This is a genomic window from Thiomonas sp. DCM-2 (assembly GCF_056820905.1).
The window spans coordinates 1805561-1823642 of sequence record NZ_CM165962.1 but is presented as its reverse complement, the minus strand read 5'-3'; the positions used below and the strand labels follow the sequence as shown (position 1 = coordinate 1823642).

Sequence of the window (18082 nt, the reverse complement as noted above, 5' to 3'; positions counted from 1 at the left end):
GGTCTTACTTCGCCGCGCCGTGGCCCTGGTGCAGCGAGGCCTTGTACAGCGCGACGGCTTCCTTGAACTTTTCTGCGCCCAGCAGGGCGTGCATCTTGTCCACGCAACCCGCGCGCATGGCCACCAGCGCGGCTTCCTGCTTGCCGATGTCCTCGATCATGGCCTGACGCTCGGGCGTATCGCCCATGCCGTTCATCAGCGCGTCGCGCAGCTGCAGGCGGGTGTTGGCGAGCTTGTCTTCGGCCGCCTTGCGCTTGGCTGGTGCGGTTTTGAGCCACTGGGCGAACTCTTCCTGCTGCTTGGCGTCGAGCTTGAGCGCCTTTTCATGCTGCTTGATGACGGGCACCAGCGCGATGACCGGCTCGCCCAGGTTGTAGGCAGGAGTCTCCGCGCGGGCGAACTGCGCAGGCGCGATGAAGCCAGACAACAGCACGGCCAGCAGTGCGGCACGCTTGAAGGGGACAGGGGAGGTGAACGAACGCATGGCAATCTCCAGAGCTTGAGCCGACGCACAGCGCCTCGGCAAGGTCGGTGAATGTAATGAAATGTGACGATTTCTCTTTTGATGTCATGCAAGTTCATGCCGGGTGCGGCAATCTGTCGCAACCGGGTGCTGCGGGGCGACACCGGCTCTCTGCAGGAGCCGTCGTGAGGTGGCGGACTGATCCGCCGATTGCCGAATTGACATAGATCAAGGGCCTGTCTGGGTGCGACGCGGCGTCGCAGGCAAACGCGCCTACGCTTTCGCTACCTGGTTTTTGACACAGGGTCCACTGGGTCAACCGCCTTGGCGGAGGGGCATGCATCGCGTCTGCGCTCCACGTGCTGCCTGGCACATTCAGGGTTTTCCCAGCGGCGTTTTGTCATCTTGTTCCCTGATCCACATCAGCGAATACTGATGCATGGATATGGCCTCGACGGGCAACGGCGTCAAGACCGTGATCCACCGTCCACACATTGCTTGAAGGAGTTTGTATGTCTGAGCTGATCGGCATGTATCCCACGTGGTACGTGCCCCAAATCGGTACCGCCTGGGTGATGGGCATCATCGGCACGATCCATGTGCTGGCGTCCAACACCTCGGTCGGTGCTGCGGTGCTGTTTGCCCTGCTGGAAAGCCGCTCGGTGCGCGAGAACAAGCCCGAGATCATGCAGTACATCAAGAAGTACGGCATGTTCCTGCTGGTGTTCTCGTACATCTGGGGCTCGGTCACCGGCCCCGGGATCTGGTACTCGGTCACTGTGGCCAGTCCGCGCGGCATTTCCGCGCTGATCCACAACTTCGTCTGGGCCTGGGCGACCGAGTGGGTGTTCTTCACCGTCGAGGTCATCGGGGTGTATGCGCTGGTCTACACCATCGGCAAGATCGACCCGAAGACGCACCTGAAGATCACCTGGACCTTCGTCGTCAGCTCGGTGGCCACGCTGGTGCTGATCATCGGCATCCTGTCGTTCATGATGTGGCCGGGCAGCCAGCGCTGGTATCTCACCGGTTCGGTGTTCGACGCGTTCTACAACCTCAACTTCGCCGCGCAGCTGGCCGACCGAGGCTTCCTCATGCTGACCTCGGCCGCCGTGGTGGGCAGCATCATCGTTGCCGCCATTCCCAAGGGCGATCCGCTGCGGCGCGATGTCGGGCAGACCGTGGCCAAGCTCGGCATCGTCGGGCTGGTGGGCGGCGCGCTCGCCTTCATGTGGTATGTGGCCACGCTGCCGCCCAACGCGCTGGTCATCCTCAAGGATCGTCTGCCCGACTGGTTCGGCCATGTGGATTTCCGCGTCACGACCTTTGTGCCGCTGGCCACCACCTCGGTGCTGATCGGCCTGTATCTGCTGTGGGTCTACCTCAAGCCGCAGTCGGTGCGTGTACCGATCGCGGTGGGCATGGTGGCCATTCTGCTGGTTGCCGGCATCTGGCCGGAGGAGCGCACGCGGGAGAGCCTGCGCAAACCCTGGGTGGTCGGCCAGTACATGTATTCCAATCAGGTCATCGGGCGCGACGTGCCGGGGCTGGGCATCCAGGATGAGGTGCCGCTGATCGCCAAGGACGGCCTGCTCAAGACCGCGGCCTTCGTGCCGGCCGACCTGCGCGTGATCACGCCGCAGAACCAGATGGAGGCCGGGCGTCTGCTGGCGGTGATGTCCTGCGCCAACTGCCACTCGATCAACCAGGACGGTCCGCTGCGCCCGCTGCCCAAGCTGCTGCATGGCACCACGGATGTGGCGATGATCCAGGGCTTTCTCGCCGGGCCGCTGGCGCATGGTTCGGTGCCTTACATGCCCAAGATCGATCTGCCGACCAATGAGCAACACGCGCTGGCCACTTTCCTCGCCGCGGTCAACGCCGGCACGGTGGACGCAGAGGGCCATCTGATCGCACGCGCTGCGCCGGCCGCGGCGCCGCTGCATACCGCCGCGGCGCAGGCCGCGGGCGCACAAGCCATCCAAGCAAAGGACTGACCTCATGGACAACGCATCCGTTTCCGCCATGCTCGGCGCGCTGCAGGACCCGGCGGGCCTGCCAGCACCTGCATGGTTGTTCCAATACCTCAACGTGCTGACCTGGGCGTTTCACATCGCCTTTGTCAACCTGTCGCTGGGCTCCGGCCTGCTGGCCATCATCGCTTTCATGCGCCGTCATCAACCCGCCTGGGCGCGGCTGTCGGTCGCCATGACCGGCGTGGCCAAGATCGCCGTCTCGATGGCCATCGTGCTCGGCGTGGCGCCGCTGCTGTTCACCCAGACCATCTATGACCCGTCGTGGTACACCAGCAACCTGCTGTCGGCATTCTGGGTGATCTTTTTCATTTTCACCCTGGGCATCGGCTACACCCTGTGGTTCGTGTTCTATTTCAAGAACCACGACGTGTCGCACGCCGCCGAGGCGCCTGACACCACGGTCTGGTGGGCCACCGCGGCGCTGTCGCTGCTGATTTTCGACGGCTTCATCATGCATGTGCTGTCGTATCAGGGGCTGTTTCCGCAGAAGTGGATGCAGTGGTATGCGCCCCACGGCGTGCCGGTGATGAACGGCATGGGCATTCACGCCTTCGAGCTGTCGCGCTTTGCCTTTTTCATTGTCATGTCGCTGACCATGACGGGCGTGTTCCTGCTGGGCTATGCGCGTTACTTCCGCGCGCGCGCCGACTTTCCATCGGACTATCTCGACCTGGCGCACCGCCTTGGCGTGAAGACGGCGTACTGGGGCGTGGCCCTGCAGCTTGTCACCGGCCTGCTGTGGGCCTATGGCCTGCCGTCGTCCATGCAGGTGTTCACCCAGCCGCTGTTCTGGCTGACCTTGTTGTTGATCGTCGGTGTCGCACTGTATGCGCGCCAGGTGCCGGTGGGCAGCTCGGCGCTGCAAGCGTATTCGGCCATGGCGCTCTATGCCCTGATGGCGCTGATCGTTTCGGTCGACCGCGAGGCGCTGCGCGTGGCCTATCTGGCGCCGTATCACTACAACCTGGCCTCCAAGCCGCACTATGAATGGGGCGCGGTGATCTGGTTCTTCGCCACGTTTGTGGGAGTTGGTGGTTCGCTGGTCGCGTTCTACACCACCATGCTGTGGAAGGCTGGCAAGATCAAGGGGCTGTACACCGCAGACCGCACGGTGTCCCGCATGGGCGACATTGCCGTGTGGGTCAACTGGAGCTGGATGGCTGCCTTCTTCGCCATTGGCGTGTGGGCCTACGTGCGCAACATCGGCTTTGCCGCCTGACGACCTGCGCTGCGTCAGCCGACGCAGCGCGCTCTCATCGACCTCATTTCGAGCTGCATCATGAATCAACGCAAATTCTTTTCCATCCTCATCGCGGGTCTCTTGCTGGCCGCAGGCAGCGGGCTGGCACAGGCCGCGCCGAATGCCGCGCTCAACGCCAAGTTTGGCGTGTGCTTCTCCTGCCATGGCGCAGACGGCCATGCCATTCTTCCGACCTATCCCAACCTGGCCGGGCAGAACAAGGACTATCTGGTCCAGACGCTTCGTGAGTTCCGCGACGGTACGCGGCCCAACGCCATCATGGGCGCGATGGCCAAGCCGCTGAGCAATTCCGACATCGACCAGATCGCGATGTACTTCGCCAACATCAAGCCGGGGACGAAGTAAAGGCAATACTGAATAAGTCCTTGTGATGCTGCGCGCCGGGCGGCGGGATGGGATGCAAGGCGCACACCGCAGCCATAGCCCAAGCTATGGCGAGGATGTGCAACGCCGCAGACCGCCTGCAGGCCGGATGCGCAGCGCGCAGGGGACTTGTTCAGTGTTGCCTAAAAACAGCGCAACGCCAGGCCACCCGCATTGCGTGGCGTGGCGTTGCTCCGGTCTGGCTCGGTGCGGTTGAATCACCTGTCCGCTAAGCCGCAGCCTGAGAAGGCCGCGGAAGGGTAGAACAGTCTCAGATGCTGCCCTTTTCGGTCGCGCTGTTGACGATGGCGTCAAACTCGGCCTGGGTGATGTATTGCGGCGTGTAGGTCACGCCCTGCTTGGTCAGTTGCGAGATGAACGCGCGCAAGTGGTTGCGTGAGCCTTTCATCAGCTCGCCAAAGACCAAGGCAATGTCGGCGTTGTCGGTTGCCGCGATGCGTTGCTGCAGATCGGCAATGTCCAGATCCTCGATCGTCGCCCCCACGGTGAGAGCGCCGATCAGCGAGGTCTGACCCTGCGCCATCAGGGTGTTGAACAGCTCCTGCACATGGGCATCGTGGAAGACGCCCACGGCAGTGCCGGCGGCCGGATCGGGCAGGCCGTAGCGGGTGAGCAGCAGCGCAACCGCGTCCATGTGCTGCTGTTCGCTGGCGGCAATGTTGCTGAACACCTTCTGTCCCCACTGCGTGAACAGCAGTTGATAGACGTCGCGGGCGAGTTTCTCCTCCTCGCGCATGAACACCAGCGCGCTGGCTTCCTCGGTGGAAAGCGTGGACGCGGGAATGGTGGCGAGTTGGGTGCTGAGTGCGGTGATGGCCGTGGCGGAAGTTGCGTCGCTGCTCGCCGGTGCTGCTGCGACGGCGGTGTCCCCGCCGCCGCAGCCACCCAGAGTCAACAGCGCAGCGCCGAGGATAGAACCCAGAACGAGTCGGCGTTGCATGGTGTGGTCGTCCTTTCGATCAGTGGGTCGAGGTGGCAGGTGCCGTCGGGCTCAAGGCGGGGTCCTGAATGCGCTGCTGATCCCGCTGTTGATCGCGCTGCTGCAGCTTCTGGCCCTGTGCAGTTCCTGGCGCCGTGCCGCTGTTCTGATGCATGTTGCGATGCTGGTACTGGTGTTGCTGCATCTGGCCCGCTCCGGCGCCTGCAGCCGCCCCGGCACCCATGCCGCCACCCATCCCGCCCATGCCGCCACCACCCATGCCCGCGGCGAACACGGACCCTGCGGCACCCACGGCCACTGCGGCAGCCAGAAAACGAAGGACATTGCGTTGTTTCATGATGAACTCCTTGAGGTTGGAAAACTTGAATCAGCGTCGACCACGTCCACTGCCTTGTCCGCCCGCATGGGCTCCGGCGCCCGCCCCACCGCCCGCAGCGGTGCCAGCGGCAGCCGGTCGGGCGGGTGCGCCATCGGACAGCCCGGCCGCCGCTGCGGCGCGTTCCATCCGGCGCTCGTAGCCGGTGCCGAACGGAGAGTCTGTTGCGCCGCGGCCCTGCCCGCCGTCTCCCTGCAAGCCCCGAAGCCCGACGGCTGGGGGCATCGCGGCAGCGGGCAGCGCCTTGCTGACCTGCGCCGCGACACCCGATTCGGCCTGTTGCGCCTGATCGACCGCCACCTGGCGCGATGACTCGAACAGCGCACCCGCGCTCAACCGCGGCTGCTGCGCAGAGGCCAGCCCCATGCCGCAAAGACTCAGGCCGAGGCTGGCCTGCAAGGCAACGCGGGTGACAAGGGCCGGACGAGCGAACATGGTGGGGTGGACAAGGCAGTGAACGTGATCGATGCCGTCATGTTTGTCGGCGCGGGTTTCGCCCGGATGTCCTGCAAGCCTGGCTTGGTTGCCCTGGGTGACGCTGTGTTTCAGCACATTTCAGGCTGCACGCAGAGCGGGCAGATCGGCCTAGACTCCAAGAATGATCGCGATCTCTCAAACTGCACGCATTCTGGTGGTGGACGATGACCCGGAGTTGCGCGACATGCTGCGCGATTACCTCACGGGCAACGGCTACACGGTCGATCTGGCAGCGCATGGCGACGCGATGCGCGAGCGCCTGGCGCAGGCCGCACCGCAGGCTGTCATCCTCGATCTCATGCTGCCCGGTGAGGACGGCCTCTCGCTGGCACGCGCGCTGCGCCGCACCAGCGACGTGCCCATCCTCATGCTGTCGGCGCGCGGTGAAGAGATCGACCGCGTGATCGGCCTGGAGGTCGGCGCCGACGACTATCTGCCCAAGCCCTTCAGCCCGCGCGAACTGCTGGCCCGGTTGCGTGCGCTGCTGCGTCGGGCGCAGGCTGCTGCGCCAGGCGACGCGGCCCAGGCAGGTGCCGAAGTCGGCAAGGGCGTGACGCGCTTCGGCCCTTTTTTGATCGACGCCGCAGCGTTTCGGCTGCTGCGTGATGGTCAGGACGTGGGCCTGAGCGTGGCCGAATTCACGTTGTTGCAAGCCATGGCCGAGCATCCCAATCGCGTGCTCAGTCGGGATCAACTCATCGACTGGCTCAAAGGCTATGAGCGCGATGCCTTTGATCGCAGCATTGACGTGCGCGTGACGCGTCTGCGCCGCAAGATCGAGGACGACCCGGCGCATCCCGTCTACATCCGCACCATCCGGGGCCAGGGCTATCTGTTCAACCCGGCAGGCGCCGCAGCCTGAGCTGTTCACGCTGACGCCGTGCCGCGCGAGTCCCGCCTGATCGACAACGTGCTGCGCACGCGCACCCTGCGCCTGCAGACCGTGCGCGCCATGGTGGTGCTGGTGCTGGCGCTGGAACTGGCGTTCGCCGCGGTGGCGCTGCTGTTCGTGCTGCAGCCCATGGCAAAGCGCTCGGCGCATGATCTTGCCGGGCTCATGGTGCTGTCCGCACAGACCTGGGCCGAATTGCCGCCGCAGACGCGACCGGCCTTTGAACGGGAGTTGCAGGCCAATTACCGTCTCAGCCTGCGACCGGATCTGCCACCGCCCGCCGACACGGGTTTGGTGCATGGCCTGTACATCGGTTATGTCGAGCAGGCGCTGCAGCAACGCGTGGGGCATCCTCTGTACTTCGATCGCCAGACCGATGCGCTGGGCCACGTCTGGTTGTGGACCAGCATTCCTGCGGGCGGGCGCGAGATCGGCGTGGGCGTGGACAATAGTCGCATCCAGACCCAGCCTGTGCGCGCACTGGTCGTTGGGCTGCTGCTGAGCCTGCCGCTCGCGACCTTGCTCGCCCTGTGGTGGGCGCGGCGCATCACCCGGCCCGTGGAAGCCATGGAGCAGGCGGCTGCACAACTCGCGCAGGGCGATACGCCACAACGCCTGCCACAGACCGGCCCGCGAGAACTTGTCCGGCTGGCGGCGCATTTCAATCAGATGGCCACGCGCATCGACACCTTGCTGCAGGCACGGACCAATCTGCTCGCCGGGGTGTCGCACGATCTGCGCACGCCGCTGGCCCGCATTCGCCTCGCGCTGGAACTGCAGCGCATGCAGCCCACCGAGGCGCGGCTCGATCAGATCGAGCGCGATGTGCTGGCGATGGATCGTCTGATCGGCGAGGTGCTGCAACTCGCACGCGGGCTGCAGGCCAGCGCGCCGCAGCAAGTCGCGCTGCTGCCCTGGCTGCTGGAACGTGCGCAGACCCATGCGGACTGGGCGCGCTCGCAAGGCGCAGTTCTGGAGGTGCAGTGCGCGCCGGATCTGCAGGCCTGGGTCGATGTTCACGCGCTGCAGCGCGTGGTGGACAATCTGCTGGCCAATGCGGTGCGCCATGCGCCGGGTCCGATCGTTCTGCAGGCCAGGCCAGCGCAGTCGGCAGGGCGTGTGCGCATCACCGTGCTCGATCGCGGCCCGGGCATACCGTCAGACCAGCTGGACGCGGTGTTCGAGCCCTTCAACCGGCTGGACGCGGCACGCACACCGGGGCAGGGTGTGGGCTCGGGGCTGGGGCTGACCATCGCACGCCAACTCGCGCAGCAGCATGGCTGGCAAGTGGGCCTCCAGGCGCGCGAGGGCGGCGGCCTGATGGCGTGGGTGGAGGTTCCGCAATCGCCTTCAGTCTGAACGGGAAGGCCCACTGTCATCTTGCGCGGCGGCCCGTTTGCGCTTGCGCGCCCGCCACAGCGTCCAGACAACCAGGGCGATGGCGAGGCCACCATAGATGTAGAGCAGGAGGTCGACATGCGACGCAAACCAGTTGGATTGCATGGGTGGGTTCCGGAAGTCGGGGCAGGCAGCACAGGGTGATGACCCTATCATGCCGTAACGGCCCGGCGTGGTGTGCGGCGTGGATTGTCGCGTTCCTGATCCGGCTTACCGTGCAATGCCCTTGTCCAGTCCGGTTTTTCGTCGTCCGTCACCTGTCCTTATCAGTCTTATGTCCACCCGCGCGATCAATCTGCCAACCCTGCTCACCTGGGCGCGGGTGGCGGCCATTCCCCTGATCGTTGGGGTGTATTTCCTGCCGACGGGCTGGCTCACTCTGCCGGAGCGCAACATCACTGCGACGGTGCTGTTCATCCTCAGCGGCATCACCGACTGGCTGGATGGCTATCTGGCGCGCAAGTGGAACCAGACCTCGGCGTTCGGCGCGTTTCTCGACCCCGTGGCGGACAAGTTGATGGTCTCGGCCGCCCTGCTGATCTTGCTGCAGCTCGGACGCGTTGATGCACTGGTCACCCTCATCATCATCGGCCGCGAAATCGCCATTTCCGCGCTGCGCGAGTGGATGGCGCAGATCGGCCAGTCGCGGCGGGTGGCGGTGAGCTACATCGGCAAGGTCAAGACCGCCGTGCAGATGGTGGCCATCCCGTTTCTGCTGTACGGCGGCACGCTGTTCGGCGTGGCCGAGACGGTGCCGATCGGGCAGGTGCTGATCTGGGTGGCTGCGGGTCTCACCCTGTGGTCGATGCTGTATTACTTCCGCATCGCCCTGGCCGGTCTGAAGCTGTCGTGAATGCTTCACACAGCAACGCTGCACAGGGGTTGCGGCGCGTCATGCCCTGGGTGTTCGTGCTGATCTGGAGCACCGGCTTCATCGTCGCTCGCTACGGCATGCCGTACGCGCCGCCGCTGAAATTTCTCTGTCTGCGCTACGCCTTTTCGCTGCTGGTCCTGTTGCCCCTGGCCTGGTGGCTGCGCACGCAGTGGCCGCGTGGCTGGCGGCAATGGATGCATCTGGCGGTCGTCGGCGGGTTGATGCAGGCGGGCTATCTCGGTGGTGTCTGGGCCGCGGTCAAGAACGGCATCCCTGCTGGTACCGTCGCCTTGATCGTCGGCCTGCAACCCTTGTTGACCGCGGTGCTCGTGTCCGCTGCGGGGCAGCGCGTCCACAGTCGCCAGTGGCTCGGCCTGTTGCTCGGGTTCGGCGGTCTGGCACTGGTGGTTCTGCACAAGCTCGAAGGCGGCGAACTCAGCGCGCACAATCTGTCCCTGGCGCTGCTGGCGCTGGGCAGCATCACTGCGGGGACACTGTGGCAGAAGCGCTTCGTGCAGCCCACCGCCGTCTGGGGTGCGCTTGCCGTACAACTGCTTGCCGCCTTCATCCTGAGCGCGCCGTTTGCGCTGCTCGAAGCGGAGCCTGTCATCTGGAACGGCCAGCTGATCAGTGCGTTGGCCTGGTCGGTGCTGGCGCTGACCGTGGGAGCCGGGGCCTTGCTCTATCTGCTCATCCAGCGCGGCGCTGCGGTCCAGGTGACCAGTCTGATCTATTGGGTGCCACCGGTGACCGCGCTGATGGGCTGGGTCCTGTTTTCCGAGACGCTGGGGCCAGCCACCTGGCTGGGCATGGGCATGGTGGCTGCCGGTGTGGTTGCAGTGACCCGCAGCCCCGCGGCGCCATTGATCCGTTCATGAATCGATCGAAGGAGCACGTTCCATGACCATCGCATCAACGCAACAGCCACTGCGCATTGCGGTCATTGCCGGGGACGGCATTGGCCAGGAAGTCATGCCCGAGGGCCTGCGCGCGCTGGACGCCGTGGCGCGGCGCTTTGGCATCGCGCTGCAGCTCGATCATTTCGACTTTGCCTCGTGCGCCTATTACCAGCGCCACGGCAAGATGCTGCCCGACGACTGGAAGGATCGCATCGGAGCGCATGACGCCATTTTCTTTGGTGCGGTCGGCTGCCCGGATGTGGTGCCCGACCATGTGTCGCTGTGGGGATCGCTGCTGCAGTTCCGGCGCGAGTTCGACCAGTATGTCAACCTCCGCCCGGCACGGCTGATGCCCGGGGTGCGCTCGCCGCTGGTGCGGCGCGACGGCAGCGCCTATGCGCCGGGCGAGATCGACATGCTGATCGTGCGCGAAAACACCGAGGGCGAATATTCGAGCATCGGCGGGCGCATGTATGCCGGAACCGAGCGCGAGGTGGTTATCCAGGAGACGGTGATGAGCCGCATCGGCATCGACCGCGTGCTGCGCTACGCCTTCGATCTGGCGCGCAGCCGTCCGCGCAAGCTGCTGACCTCGGCGACCAAGTCCAATGGCATTTCGATCACCATGCCGTACTGGGACGAGCGGGTGCGGGCGATGGCCGCCGACTATCCCGATGTGCAGGTCAACCAGTTCCACATCGACATCCTCACCGCGCATTTCGTGCAGCGCCCACAGCAGTTCGACGTGGTGGTGGCCAGCAATCTGTTCGGCGACATCCTCTCCGATCTGGGGCCGGCATGTTGCGGCACGATCGGCATCGCGCCATCGGCCAACCTCAACCCGGACCGGCGGTTTCCCTCGCTGTTCGAGCCGGTCCACGGCTCGGCGCCGGACATTGCCGGGCAGGGCATCGCCAACCCGATCGCGCAGATCTGGAGCGCGGCATTGATGCTCGATTTTCTCGGTCACCGTGCAGCGCACGATGCCCTGCTGCGCGCGATCGAAACCGTGCTCGACCCGACCAGCGGCGCTCCGCGCACGCCGGACCTGGGAGGGCGCGATCGCACGACCGATCTGGGCCGTGCAATCGCCGGATGCCTGTGAAACCCCATTTCAAGCGCAGCTAGAATGCACGGTCTTGCGCGCGGCTTGCGATGTCGCTGATCCGCCGCATTGACAGGGGCAATTCGTCCCCGCTCTAATCAACAGATCGTCGTTGCGCTGCTGAGAAGGGCGCAATTTTGGCGCAGGGTGTTGCCTTGCGCATCCACATCCACCTAGACCGAAGAGGGACACAAGTGAACAAGGCAGAACTGATCGAACACATCGCCAACAACGCAGACCTGAACAAAGCCCAGGCTGGTCGTGCGCTCGATGCCTTGGTGGACGCGGTGCGTCGCACTCTGAAAAAAGGCGACAGTGTGTCTCTCATCGGTTTCGGCACCTTCGCTGTGACCAAGCGCGCCGCACGTACCGGGCGCAACCCGCGTACCGGCGCGGCCATCAAGATCAAGGCCGCAAAGATTCCGAAATTCCGCCCTGGCAAGGGGTTGAAAGACGCCATCAAGTAATCGTTCCTCCGCTGTGACGGCAAGGGCGGTGCTGCAATGCCCGTGCCGTCCCATCGCGTTGAGCGGCAACCGGGTGCTTAGCTCAGTTGGTAGAGCGGCGCCCTTACAAGGCGTAGGTCGGGGGTTCGAACCCCTCAGCACCCACCATCGGTTGCCAGTTCACGCACTGTTGTTCCCCCATACTTTCCCTTCGTCCTGATCGGCTTGCCATCGCATTGCCATTGAACAGACGACCCACAATGCGACGCCGTTTCGCATTGCACCCCTCTACAAGCCCGCGCCACCATGCTCGAATCCATACGCAAACACAGCAAGCTGATGCAGATCGTGCTGTTCGTACTGATCTTCCCATCTTTTGTGTTGTTCGGCATCCAGGGTTACAGCAGTTTCGAAGGCAAGCAGAATGCGGCGGCCAAGGTCGATGGACAGGTCATTTCCATGGAACAACTTGACGCCGCGAATCGTGAAGAGATTGCGCGCCTGCAAAGCATGCTGGGCAGTTCGGTGGACATCAAGCAGCTCGATACGCCCCAACAGAAGCTGCGCACGCTCGACGGCCTGGTGCGTCAGCGGCTGCTGCAGCTCGAAGCCCGACGCGAACATCTTGCGGTGACTGACGCCCAGGTTCAGCAGGCCATCCTGCAAATTCCGCAGGTGGCGGCTCTGCGCAAGCCGGATGGCAGTTTCGATGTGCAGGCCTACCGCAGTCTGATCGCCGCGCAAGGCATGACCACCGCGCAATTCGAGGCTCAGGTGCGCGAACAACTCATTCTGCAGCAGGTGCTGGGCGGTGTTGCGGGCTCTGTGATCGATAGCCAGGCCCTGGCGACTGCGGCTGCCAAGGCCGCGGCGCAGCAACGCGAGGTTCGCCTGGCGCTGTTCAAGCCCTCCGACTATGTGAACCAGGTGCAGGTGACGCCGGCAGAAGTCGAGGCGTTCTACAAAAACAATACCGCGCGTTTTCAAAAGCCCGAAGAAGCCAACATTCAATATGTGGTCCTGAGCGCAGACGCTCTGGCCGCCGATGTCCAGATCACGCCGGAGCAGGCCAAGGCGTATTACGACGCGAATCTCGCCAAGTTTTCAACCCCGGCTGAACGTCGCGCCAGCCATATCTTGATCACGGTGCCGAGCGACGCCACCCCTGCGCAGGCGAGTGCCGCCAAGGCCAAGGCGGAAGCCATCGCCAGACAGGTCGAGGCGAACCCCGCGACATTTGCGGAGCTGGCCCGAAAAGACTCTCAAGATCCAGGCTCGGCCGACAAGGGTGGCGACCTGGGCTATTTCACCGCCGGTGCCATGGTCAAGCCTTTTTCTGATGCAGTGTTCGGCATGACCAAGATCGGCGAAATCGTCGGCCCGATCAAAACCCAGTTTGGCTACCACATCATCGAACTGACCGGCATCAAGCCCGGCCGCCAGCAACCGTTCGATGCGGTCAAGGCAGACATCGAAAAACAGCTGCAGCAGGAGGCCGTGCAAAAGCGCCTGTCCGCTGACGTGGATACATTCACCAACACCGTGTTCGAGCACCCCGACAGCTTTCAGCCCGTGGTGGACAAACTGCACCTGAAAGTGCAGACTGCAAATGGCGTCACCCGCACCCCGCAGCCCGCGGCGCCGGGCAGCACCAATCCGCTGGCCAGCAAGGCCTTCCTCGACGCACTGTTTGCCGAAAACAGCCTGCGCAACAAGCACAATCTACAGGCCATTCAAATTGCCCCCAACGTCTGGGCATCCGGGCGCGTACTGAGCTATTCAGCAGCCCAGACCCAACCTTTCGCTGAAGTCCAGTCGCGGGCCAGGCAACTGCTCATCGATCAGAGGGCCGCAGATCTTGCGCGCGAGGCTGGAGAAAAGGCGCTGAAGTCACCAGCCGCACTGACCTTTGGTCCGCCCCTGACATTGAGCCAGACTCAGCCGACGCCGGATGTTCCAAACGCAGTCGTCGCCAAGGCGTTCGGGCTCAGCACCGAGAAGCTGCCGACCGTGGCCGGCGTGGACCTCGGTGCCCAAGGCTACGCCGTCGTTCAGCTCGTGAAGACCATCGAAGGGACTGTGCCCACAGAACTGGTCCGCGCCGCTGCCAGTGCAGAGAACCAGACCCTCACGCAAGGCATCATCAATGCGTATGTCGAGGCTTTGAAAAAGCGGTTTGGCGTGGAAATTCTCTACCAGCCCAAGGCCGAGCCCGCTGCAGCAGGTTGACCCACTCGTTGCGCCAGGCCAGCAAGCCGCTCTGGTGTAGAATGTCCGTTTTTCTGTGGTGGCTGTAGCTCAGTTGGTAGAGTCCAGGATTGTGATTCCTGTTGTCGTGGGTTCGAGTCCCATCAGCCACCCCAATCAATTCAGACACTTAGCCCAGCCTAACCCGCTGGGTTTTTTGTTGCGCGGCGTTCATGCAGGCTGTGCAGGGACTTTGCGGAAATCTGGACTTCGCGGGAATGCACACCCCCCATCGGGCGCGTCAGGGGACGCGGGGTGTCAGCTTGCTTGCGCGTGTGGCTTGCTCGGCAAGCCGTGCGATCAGCGGCAGCACGCGCGGCGCGCACAACAAGCCGTCGATGAAGCGCTGCGGAATTCCTGATAGTCCGACCTGCGCACCAACCAGCGCGCCGGTGAGCATCGCCCGTGCCTGGTTTTGCCCGCCGCCGTTGATCGCGTGCAGTACCGCGCTTTCGAAATCGCCGGCAAAGCGCGCGGCGAGATAGTAGGCCGCGGGGAATTGGTGATAGACCGCGCACGGCATGCCGTAGACAAGCGACACTTTCCACGCCGGCTCGATGCGCACATCGGGGTCATGCGCCGCGCGCGCAATGCTTCCGGCTGTGAGCAGCGCATCGGGCGAGGCGAACTCGCCCGGCTGCGCCGTGCGCTCGGCGCCCGTCGGAACTGCGTCCAGCGCGGCGTCGGTGACGTGATGAAACGGCAGCTCGCCGCGGTGCACGCGTGCGAGCAGCTTGGCGGAGATCGCCGCATCCAGCGGTTCGCCCTGCACCAGCAGCGCGAGCACACAGCCGTAGGCGGTGGTCATCGCCAGCACGGTCGGGTCGATCTGAGTCAATGCCGCGTTGGCTGCCACATGCCGGGCGACTGCGCCCAGATCGCAGGCATGTCGCACCGCGATCGCCAGCGTGCGCTCGGCGGCCTCGGTGTTGTCGGCCAGACCGCCGGCCCGACCCCAGGGCAGACCCTGCTGCACCCGCTTGCGCCAGGCCTCGCGCATCGACTGACTGGTGTAGCCGCCGGGGCCGCTGTGCGGCGTTCCGTCGATCAGCGGGAAAAACTCGGTATCGATGCGCCGACAAAAGTCGGTCTCATCGTATCCGCCGCATGCCACCAGGCTTTGCAGTGTGAGTTCGAGCAAAAAGCCGGGTTGCGACGAGTCTCCGGCGCGCAGTCCGGCGTGGTAGCGCCCTGGGCGTGGCGCGGTGTAGTCGTCGATCCAGGGGCCGAAATCGGCGCGCAGCTGGTCGAGGTCGTACACCCAGTGCGGGCCGACGCCCAGCGCCTCGCCGATGAACGCGCCGAGCAGCGCGCCTTGCGCGCGGTCGGCCATGTCGCGCGCGGTCATTGTGCGCTCCCCGGATCGGCGCGGCGCCGCCACAGCGTGAGCTGCGAGAGACTGTGCTGGAACTTGCGCGCGGTCTCGCGGATGACGAAGGGCAGGTCGCGTGGCGGCGCGATGCGCTCGAAGTGCGCATCGAGCAGCGCGTGCAGGCCGTCGAGGGTGGTGAAGTTTTCACCGTCCTTTTTGAAGCCGCCGATCCAGTGCGCGCGCTTGGTGAATTCGGTCAGCCAGGTGTAGGGCGAGGTGATCGCGAGCAGCCCGCCGGGGACGATGCGCCGGTGCACTTCGCGCAAAAACAGCGCCGGCTCGTAGAGCCGGTCGATCAGATTGGCGGCGAGGATGAGGTCGTAGCCGGTATAGACCGGTTTGAGATTGCACGCATCGCCCTGGAAAAATTCGGTGCGCGTGACGCAATCGCTCAGACCGTGTTCGGCCAGGCCATGCTCGTGGTAACTGGCGAGCTCGCCTTCATCGACCAGGGTGTAGCGAATCCGCCCCTGCGCGGCGAGCTGATGGCCGATGCCGATGAAACGCGCGGAAAAATCGATCCCCGTCACGTGCTCGAAATGCCGCGCCAGCTCGAAGCTCGCCCGGCCGGTGGCGCAGCCCAGGTCGAGCGCGCGGCGCATCGGCTGGCCTTGCATCGCCTGCACGCATGACTCGGCAAGCGCCTTGGGGAAGTTGGGCACGCCAAAATATTCCTGACCCCAGTGGAACTCGCAGTACTGCGCGACCTGCGCGTCGGTTTCGTAATAGCTGCTTGCCTGCTGCGGAACCGGCGCGTCGCTGATCACGTAGCGAAACCCGGCGTGCTGGAAAAAATGCCGGCGGAATGCATAGCGCGACCCAGGCAGCGCTTCATTGCCGCAGGATATCCACGATCCGCCTTTGAGGATCGCGTGGCGGTCGTCGAAGGTCGGAGTGGTGAAGTCGTCGTAGACCGGATGCACCTCGAAGCCGTCGAACGGGTAGGTGCAGGTCTCGCACCATTGCCAGACATTGCCGATGACATCGAACAGCTCGCCGTGCGCAAACCGGGTCACCGGACAGCTGGAGGCGAAATGGTCGAGCTCGATGTTTGCCGCCGCGGGCACGGGCTGCGGCGCATCGGGCACGCCGGCCTGCAGCCGGATCGCGTGCCATTCATCCTCGGTGGGCAAGCGGTACGGCTGCCCGGTTTGCCGCGCCATCCAGTTGCAAAATGCCTTGGCCTCGTGAAAATTGGTCTCGACCGGCCAGTCCCACGGCATCGGCATTTCCTCGGCGAGCAGGCGCAGCCGCCAGCCGTTCGCGCCGCGCACCCAGAACGTCGGATGTTCGGCCTGGGCAAAACGCCGCCAGGCCAGCCCTTCTTCGCTCCAGACCGCATCGTCGCGGTAGCCGCCGGCCTCGACAAAAGCGTGGAATTCACGGTTGGACACCAGCGTGCGCCCGGTTTGAAACGCTGCGGTGCGCGCCTCGTGCACGCCGAATTCATTGTCCCAGCCATAGAACTGCGGATCGCGCCGGTCGCGCCCGAGGCGAAACTGCCGAGCGCCGATCGGCACCAGCTCGGGCTGGGGTGGCTCGCCCGCATCGCGGCAAGGCTGCCAGTCCGGATGCGGCTTGACATGGCGCAGCGCATGCTGGCGGATCAGCACCGAGGAGGTTTCCAGATGAATGCGCTCATGCTCGATCCCCATCATCACCACCCACCAGGGGCTGTTCCACCAGCCGCCGCTCAGGTCGAGCGGAAGGCGGGTGATGACGCCGTCGATCAGCTCGCGCGCCCTGGCCCGGTAGTCCCAGACCGCCTGCACCGCAGGCCAGTCGTAGTGCGCCTCGTCCAGATCGTCCCAACTCATTTCGTCGACGCCGACGGCGAACATCGACTCCAGCCGCGGGTCGATGCGTTGCTCAACGATTCCGGCGAGGACGAACTTGTTGATGAAAAAGGTTGCGGTGTGGCCGAGGTAGAAAATCAGCGGGTGACGCAGCGTGATGGGCTTTTTGAAATACGCCTCGTCGCCTTGCAGCAGTTGAAACAGCGACTCGTAGCGATCGAAGGTGGCGTGGAATGCGGCGCGAACCTGCTCGCGCCAGGTGGGCGGCAGGGTTGCGGCAAGCGGCAAGGTGCGCAGGGGGAGAGTCGACATGACGGTTGGCTGTGGGAGTGTGAACCGTTTGTGCGATCCACGCGAAACACAGCGCGGAGGGACTGCACGGCCTGCTTGGATGGCGCCAATGTAATCGAGTGCAAGAAACCTGATCAACGGTGTGAACACTCGGCCAGAATCTTCAGCCCGGGCAGAAAAAAGCCCGCATCAGCGGGCCTTTCGAGCACTGTCAGCGCAGCTCAGCCGAAATTTTTCTCGGCAAAGTCCCAGTTCGCCAGTTTGTCGAGAAAGGTGGTGACAAAGTCAGGGCGACGGTTGCGGTAGTCGATGTAATAGGCGTGCTCCCACACGTCGACGGTGAGCAGGGCCTTGTCGGCAGTGGTCAGCGGGGTTTGGCCGTTCGACGTGTTGACGATGTCCACCGTGCCGTCTGGCTTTTTGACCAGCCAGGTCCAGCCGGAGCCGAAATTGCCGACGGCGGATTTGTGGAACGCTTCCTTGAACGCGGCGTAGCTTCCCCACTTGGCGTTGATCGCCGCAGCCAGCGCGCCCTTGGGCTCGCCGCCCCCGCCCGGTTTGAGGCAGTTCCAGAAGAAGGTGTGGTTCCAGACCTGGGCGCTGTTGTTGAAAATGCCGCCGCTGGATTTCTTGATGATGTCTTCGAGCGGCATGGACTCGAACTCGGTGCCTTTGATCAGATTGTTGGTGTTGTTGACATACGCCTGATGGTGCTTGCCGTGGTGGTATTCCAGCGTCTCGCGCGACATGTGCGGTGCGAGCGCGTCGGGAGCGAAGGGCAGGGGGGGCAGTTCGTGTTGCATGGGCTTCTCCTTGAGTGAGTGG

The 18082-nt window shown here is 64.3% G+C and carries 18 protein-coding genes and 2 tRNA genes; 12 read left to right on the top strand and 8 right to left on the bottom strand.

Translation table 11 applies throughout. The features are described from left to right. Window positions 1–4: 4 nt before the first annotated feature. Window positions 5–484 carry a hypothetical protein gene (locus AC1ZQA_RS08825; protein ID WP_482676602.1) on the bottom strand — a complete coding sequence of 160 codons (480 nt, stop codon included), beginning with the start codon at window positions 482–484 and terminating at the stop codon, window positions 5–7. Between the two features lie 491 nt (window positions 485–975). Between AC1ZQA_RS08825 and AC1ZQA_RS08820 the strand changes: the two genes are divergently transcribed. The 3 genes from AC1ZQA_RS08820 to AC1ZQA_RS08810 are packed head-to-tail and all read left to right on the top strand — an operon-like array spanning window position 976 to window position 4105. Beyond that, on the top strand, window positions 976–2460 hold the full coding sequence (locus AC1ZQA_RS08820) for a cytochrome ubiquinol oxidase subunit I (protein ID WP_482676601.1): 1485 nt from the start codon (window positions 976–978) through the stop codon (window positions 2458–2460). A gap of 4 nt (window positions 2461–2464) precedes the next feature. Further along, window positions 2465–3718 carry a hypothetical protein gene (locus AC1ZQA_RS08815; RefSeq protein ID WP_482676600.1) on the top strand — a complete coding sequence of 418 codons (1254 nt, stop codon included), beginning with the start codon at window positions 2465–2467 and terminating at the stop codon, window positions 3716–3718. 60 nt (window positions 3719–3778) lie between these two features. Continuing rightward, window positions 3779–4105 carry a c-type cytochrome gene (locus AC1ZQA_RS08810; protein WP_482676599.1) on the top strand — a complete coding sequence of 109 codons (327 nt, stop codon included), beginning with the start codon at window positions 3779–3781 and terminating at the stop codon, window positions 4103–4105. Window positions 4106–4394: 289 nt separating this feature from the next. Here the strand turns inward: AC1ZQA_RS08810 and AC1ZQA_RS08805 are convergent, their stop codons facing one another. Genes AC1ZQA_RS08805 through AC1ZQA_RS08795 form a run of 3 tightly spaced genes read right to left on the bottom strand, consistent with a single transcriptional unit; the run spans window position 4395 to window position 5895 of the window. Next, the gene (locus AC1ZQA_RS08805; protein WP_482676598.1) at window positions 4395–5084 is read right to left on the bottom strand and encodes a DUF2202 domain-containing protein; all 690 of its coding nucleotides are present in this window, start codon (window positions 5082–5084) and stop codon (window positions 4395–4397) included. Between the two features lie 19 nt (window positions 5085–5103). Next, the gene (locus AC1ZQA_RS08800; protein ID WP_482676597.1) at window positions 5104–5421 is read right to left on the bottom strand and encodes a hypothetical protein; all 318 of its coding nucleotides are present in this window, start codon (window positions 5419–5421) and stop codon (window positions 5104–5106) included. A gap of 30 nt (window positions 5422–5451) precedes the next feature. After that, window positions 5452–5895, bottom strand: a complete 444-nt coding sequence (locus tag AC1ZQA_RS08795; protein ID WP_482676596.1) for a hypothetical protein — start codon at window positions 5893–5895, stop codon at window positions 5452–5454. 163 nt (window positions 5896–6058) lie between these two features. Here AC1ZQA_RS08795 and AC1ZQA_RS08790 point away from each other — a divergent pair, with 163 nt between their 5' ends. Further along, entirely contained in the window at window positions 6059–6799 is a 741-nt protein-coding gene (locus AC1ZQA_RS08790) for a response regulator (protein WP_482676595.1), read from the top strand. An 18-nt stretch (window positions 6800–6817) separates the two neighbouring features. After that, window positions 6818–8188, top strand: coding sequence for a sensor histidine kinase (locus AC1ZQA_RS08785; RefSeq protein ID WP_482676594.1), 1371 nt, complete (start codon window positions 6818–6820; stop codon window positions 8186–8188). On the opposite strand, the gene AC1ZQA_RS08780 is transcribed toward AC1ZQA_RS08785, so the two are convergent. Further along, on the bottom strand, window positions 8180–8332 hold the full coding sequence (locus AC1ZQA_RS08780) for a hypothetical protein (protein WP_482676593.1): 153 nt from the start codon (window positions 8330–8332) through the stop codon (window positions 8180–8182). The genes AC1ZQA_RS08785 and AC1ZQA_RS08780 overlap by 9 nt on opposite strands. A 169-nt stretch (window positions 8333–8501) precedes the next feature. Here AC1ZQA_RS08780 and pgsA point away from each other — a divergent pair, with 169 nt between their 5' ends. The 7 genes from pgsA (at window position 8502) to AC1ZQA_RS08745 (ending at window position 13914) form a co-directional block, all read left to right on the top strand. After that, window positions 8502–9080, top strand: coding sequence for a CDP-diacylglycerol--glycerol-3-phosphate 3-phosphatidyltransferase (gene pgsA / locus AC1ZQA_RS08775; protein WP_482676592.1), 579 nt, complete (start codon window positions 8502–8504; stop codon window positions 9078–9080). 41 nt (window positions 9081–9121) lie between these two features. Next, window positions 9122–9979: a DMT family transporter gene (locus tag AC1ZQA_RS08770; RefSeq protein WP_482679305.1), complete on the top strand. Its 858-nt coding sequence runs from the start codon at window positions 9122–9124 to the stop codon at window positions 9977–9979. A gap of 22 nt (window positions 9980–10001) precedes the next feature. Continuing rightward, complete coding sequence (locus AC1ZQA_RS08765) at window positions 10002–11105, top strand: tartrate dehydrogenase (protein WP_482676591.1); 1104 nt, start codon at window positions 10002–10004, stop codon at window positions 11103–11105. Window positions 11106–11299: 194 nt separating this feature from the next. Further along, entirely contained in the window at window positions 11300–11572 is a 273-nt protein-coding gene (locus tag AC1ZQA_RS08760) for an HU family DNA-binding protein (RefSeq protein ID WP_320377344.1), read from the top strand. A 71-nt stretch (window positions 11573–11643) separates the two neighbouring features. Beyond that, window positions 11644–11719: transfer RNA gene (locus AC1ZQA_RS08755), tRNA-Val, on the top strand. A gap of 138 nt (window positions 11720–11857) precedes the next feature. Further along, window positions 11858–13780 carry a SurA N-terminal domain-containing protein gene (locus tag AC1ZQA_RS08750; RefSeq protein WP_482676590.1) on the top strand — a complete coding sequence of 641 codons (1923 nt, stop codon included), beginning with the start codon at window positions 11858–11860 and terminating at the stop codon, window positions 13778–13780. Between the two features lie 58 nt (window positions 13781–13838). After that, window positions 13839–13914: transfer RNA gene (locus AC1ZQA_RS08745), tRNA-His, on the top strand. Between the two features lie 125 nt (window positions 13915–14039). Here the strand turns inward: AC1ZQA_RS08745 and AC1ZQA_RS08740 are convergent. The 3 genes from AC1ZQA_RS08740 to AC1ZQA_RS08730 form a co-directional block, all read right to left on the bottom strand. Further along, a complete protein-coding gene (locus AC1ZQA_RS08740) occupies window positions 14040–15146 on the bottom strand; it encodes an ADP-ribosylglycohydrolase family protein (RefSeq protein WP_482676589.1) in 1107 nt (368 codons plus the stop codon). After that, window positions 15143–17278, bottom strand: coding sequence for a 5-histidylcysteine sulfoxide synthase (ovoA, locus tag AC1ZQA_RS08735; RefSeq protein WP_482676588.1), 2136 nt, complete (start codon window positions 17276–17278; stop codon window positions 15143–15145). Before ovoA ends, AC1ZQA_RS08740 begins: the two co-directional genes overlap by 4 nt. Window positions 17279–17478: 200 nt before the next feature. Beyond that, the gene (locus AC1ZQA_RS08730; protein ID WP_482676587.1) at window positions 17479–18060 is read right to left on the bottom strand and encodes a superoxide dismutase; all 582 of its coding nucleotides are present in this window, start codon (window positions 18058–18060) and stop codon (window positions 17479–17481) included. Window positions 18061–18082: the final 22 nt, after the last annotated feature.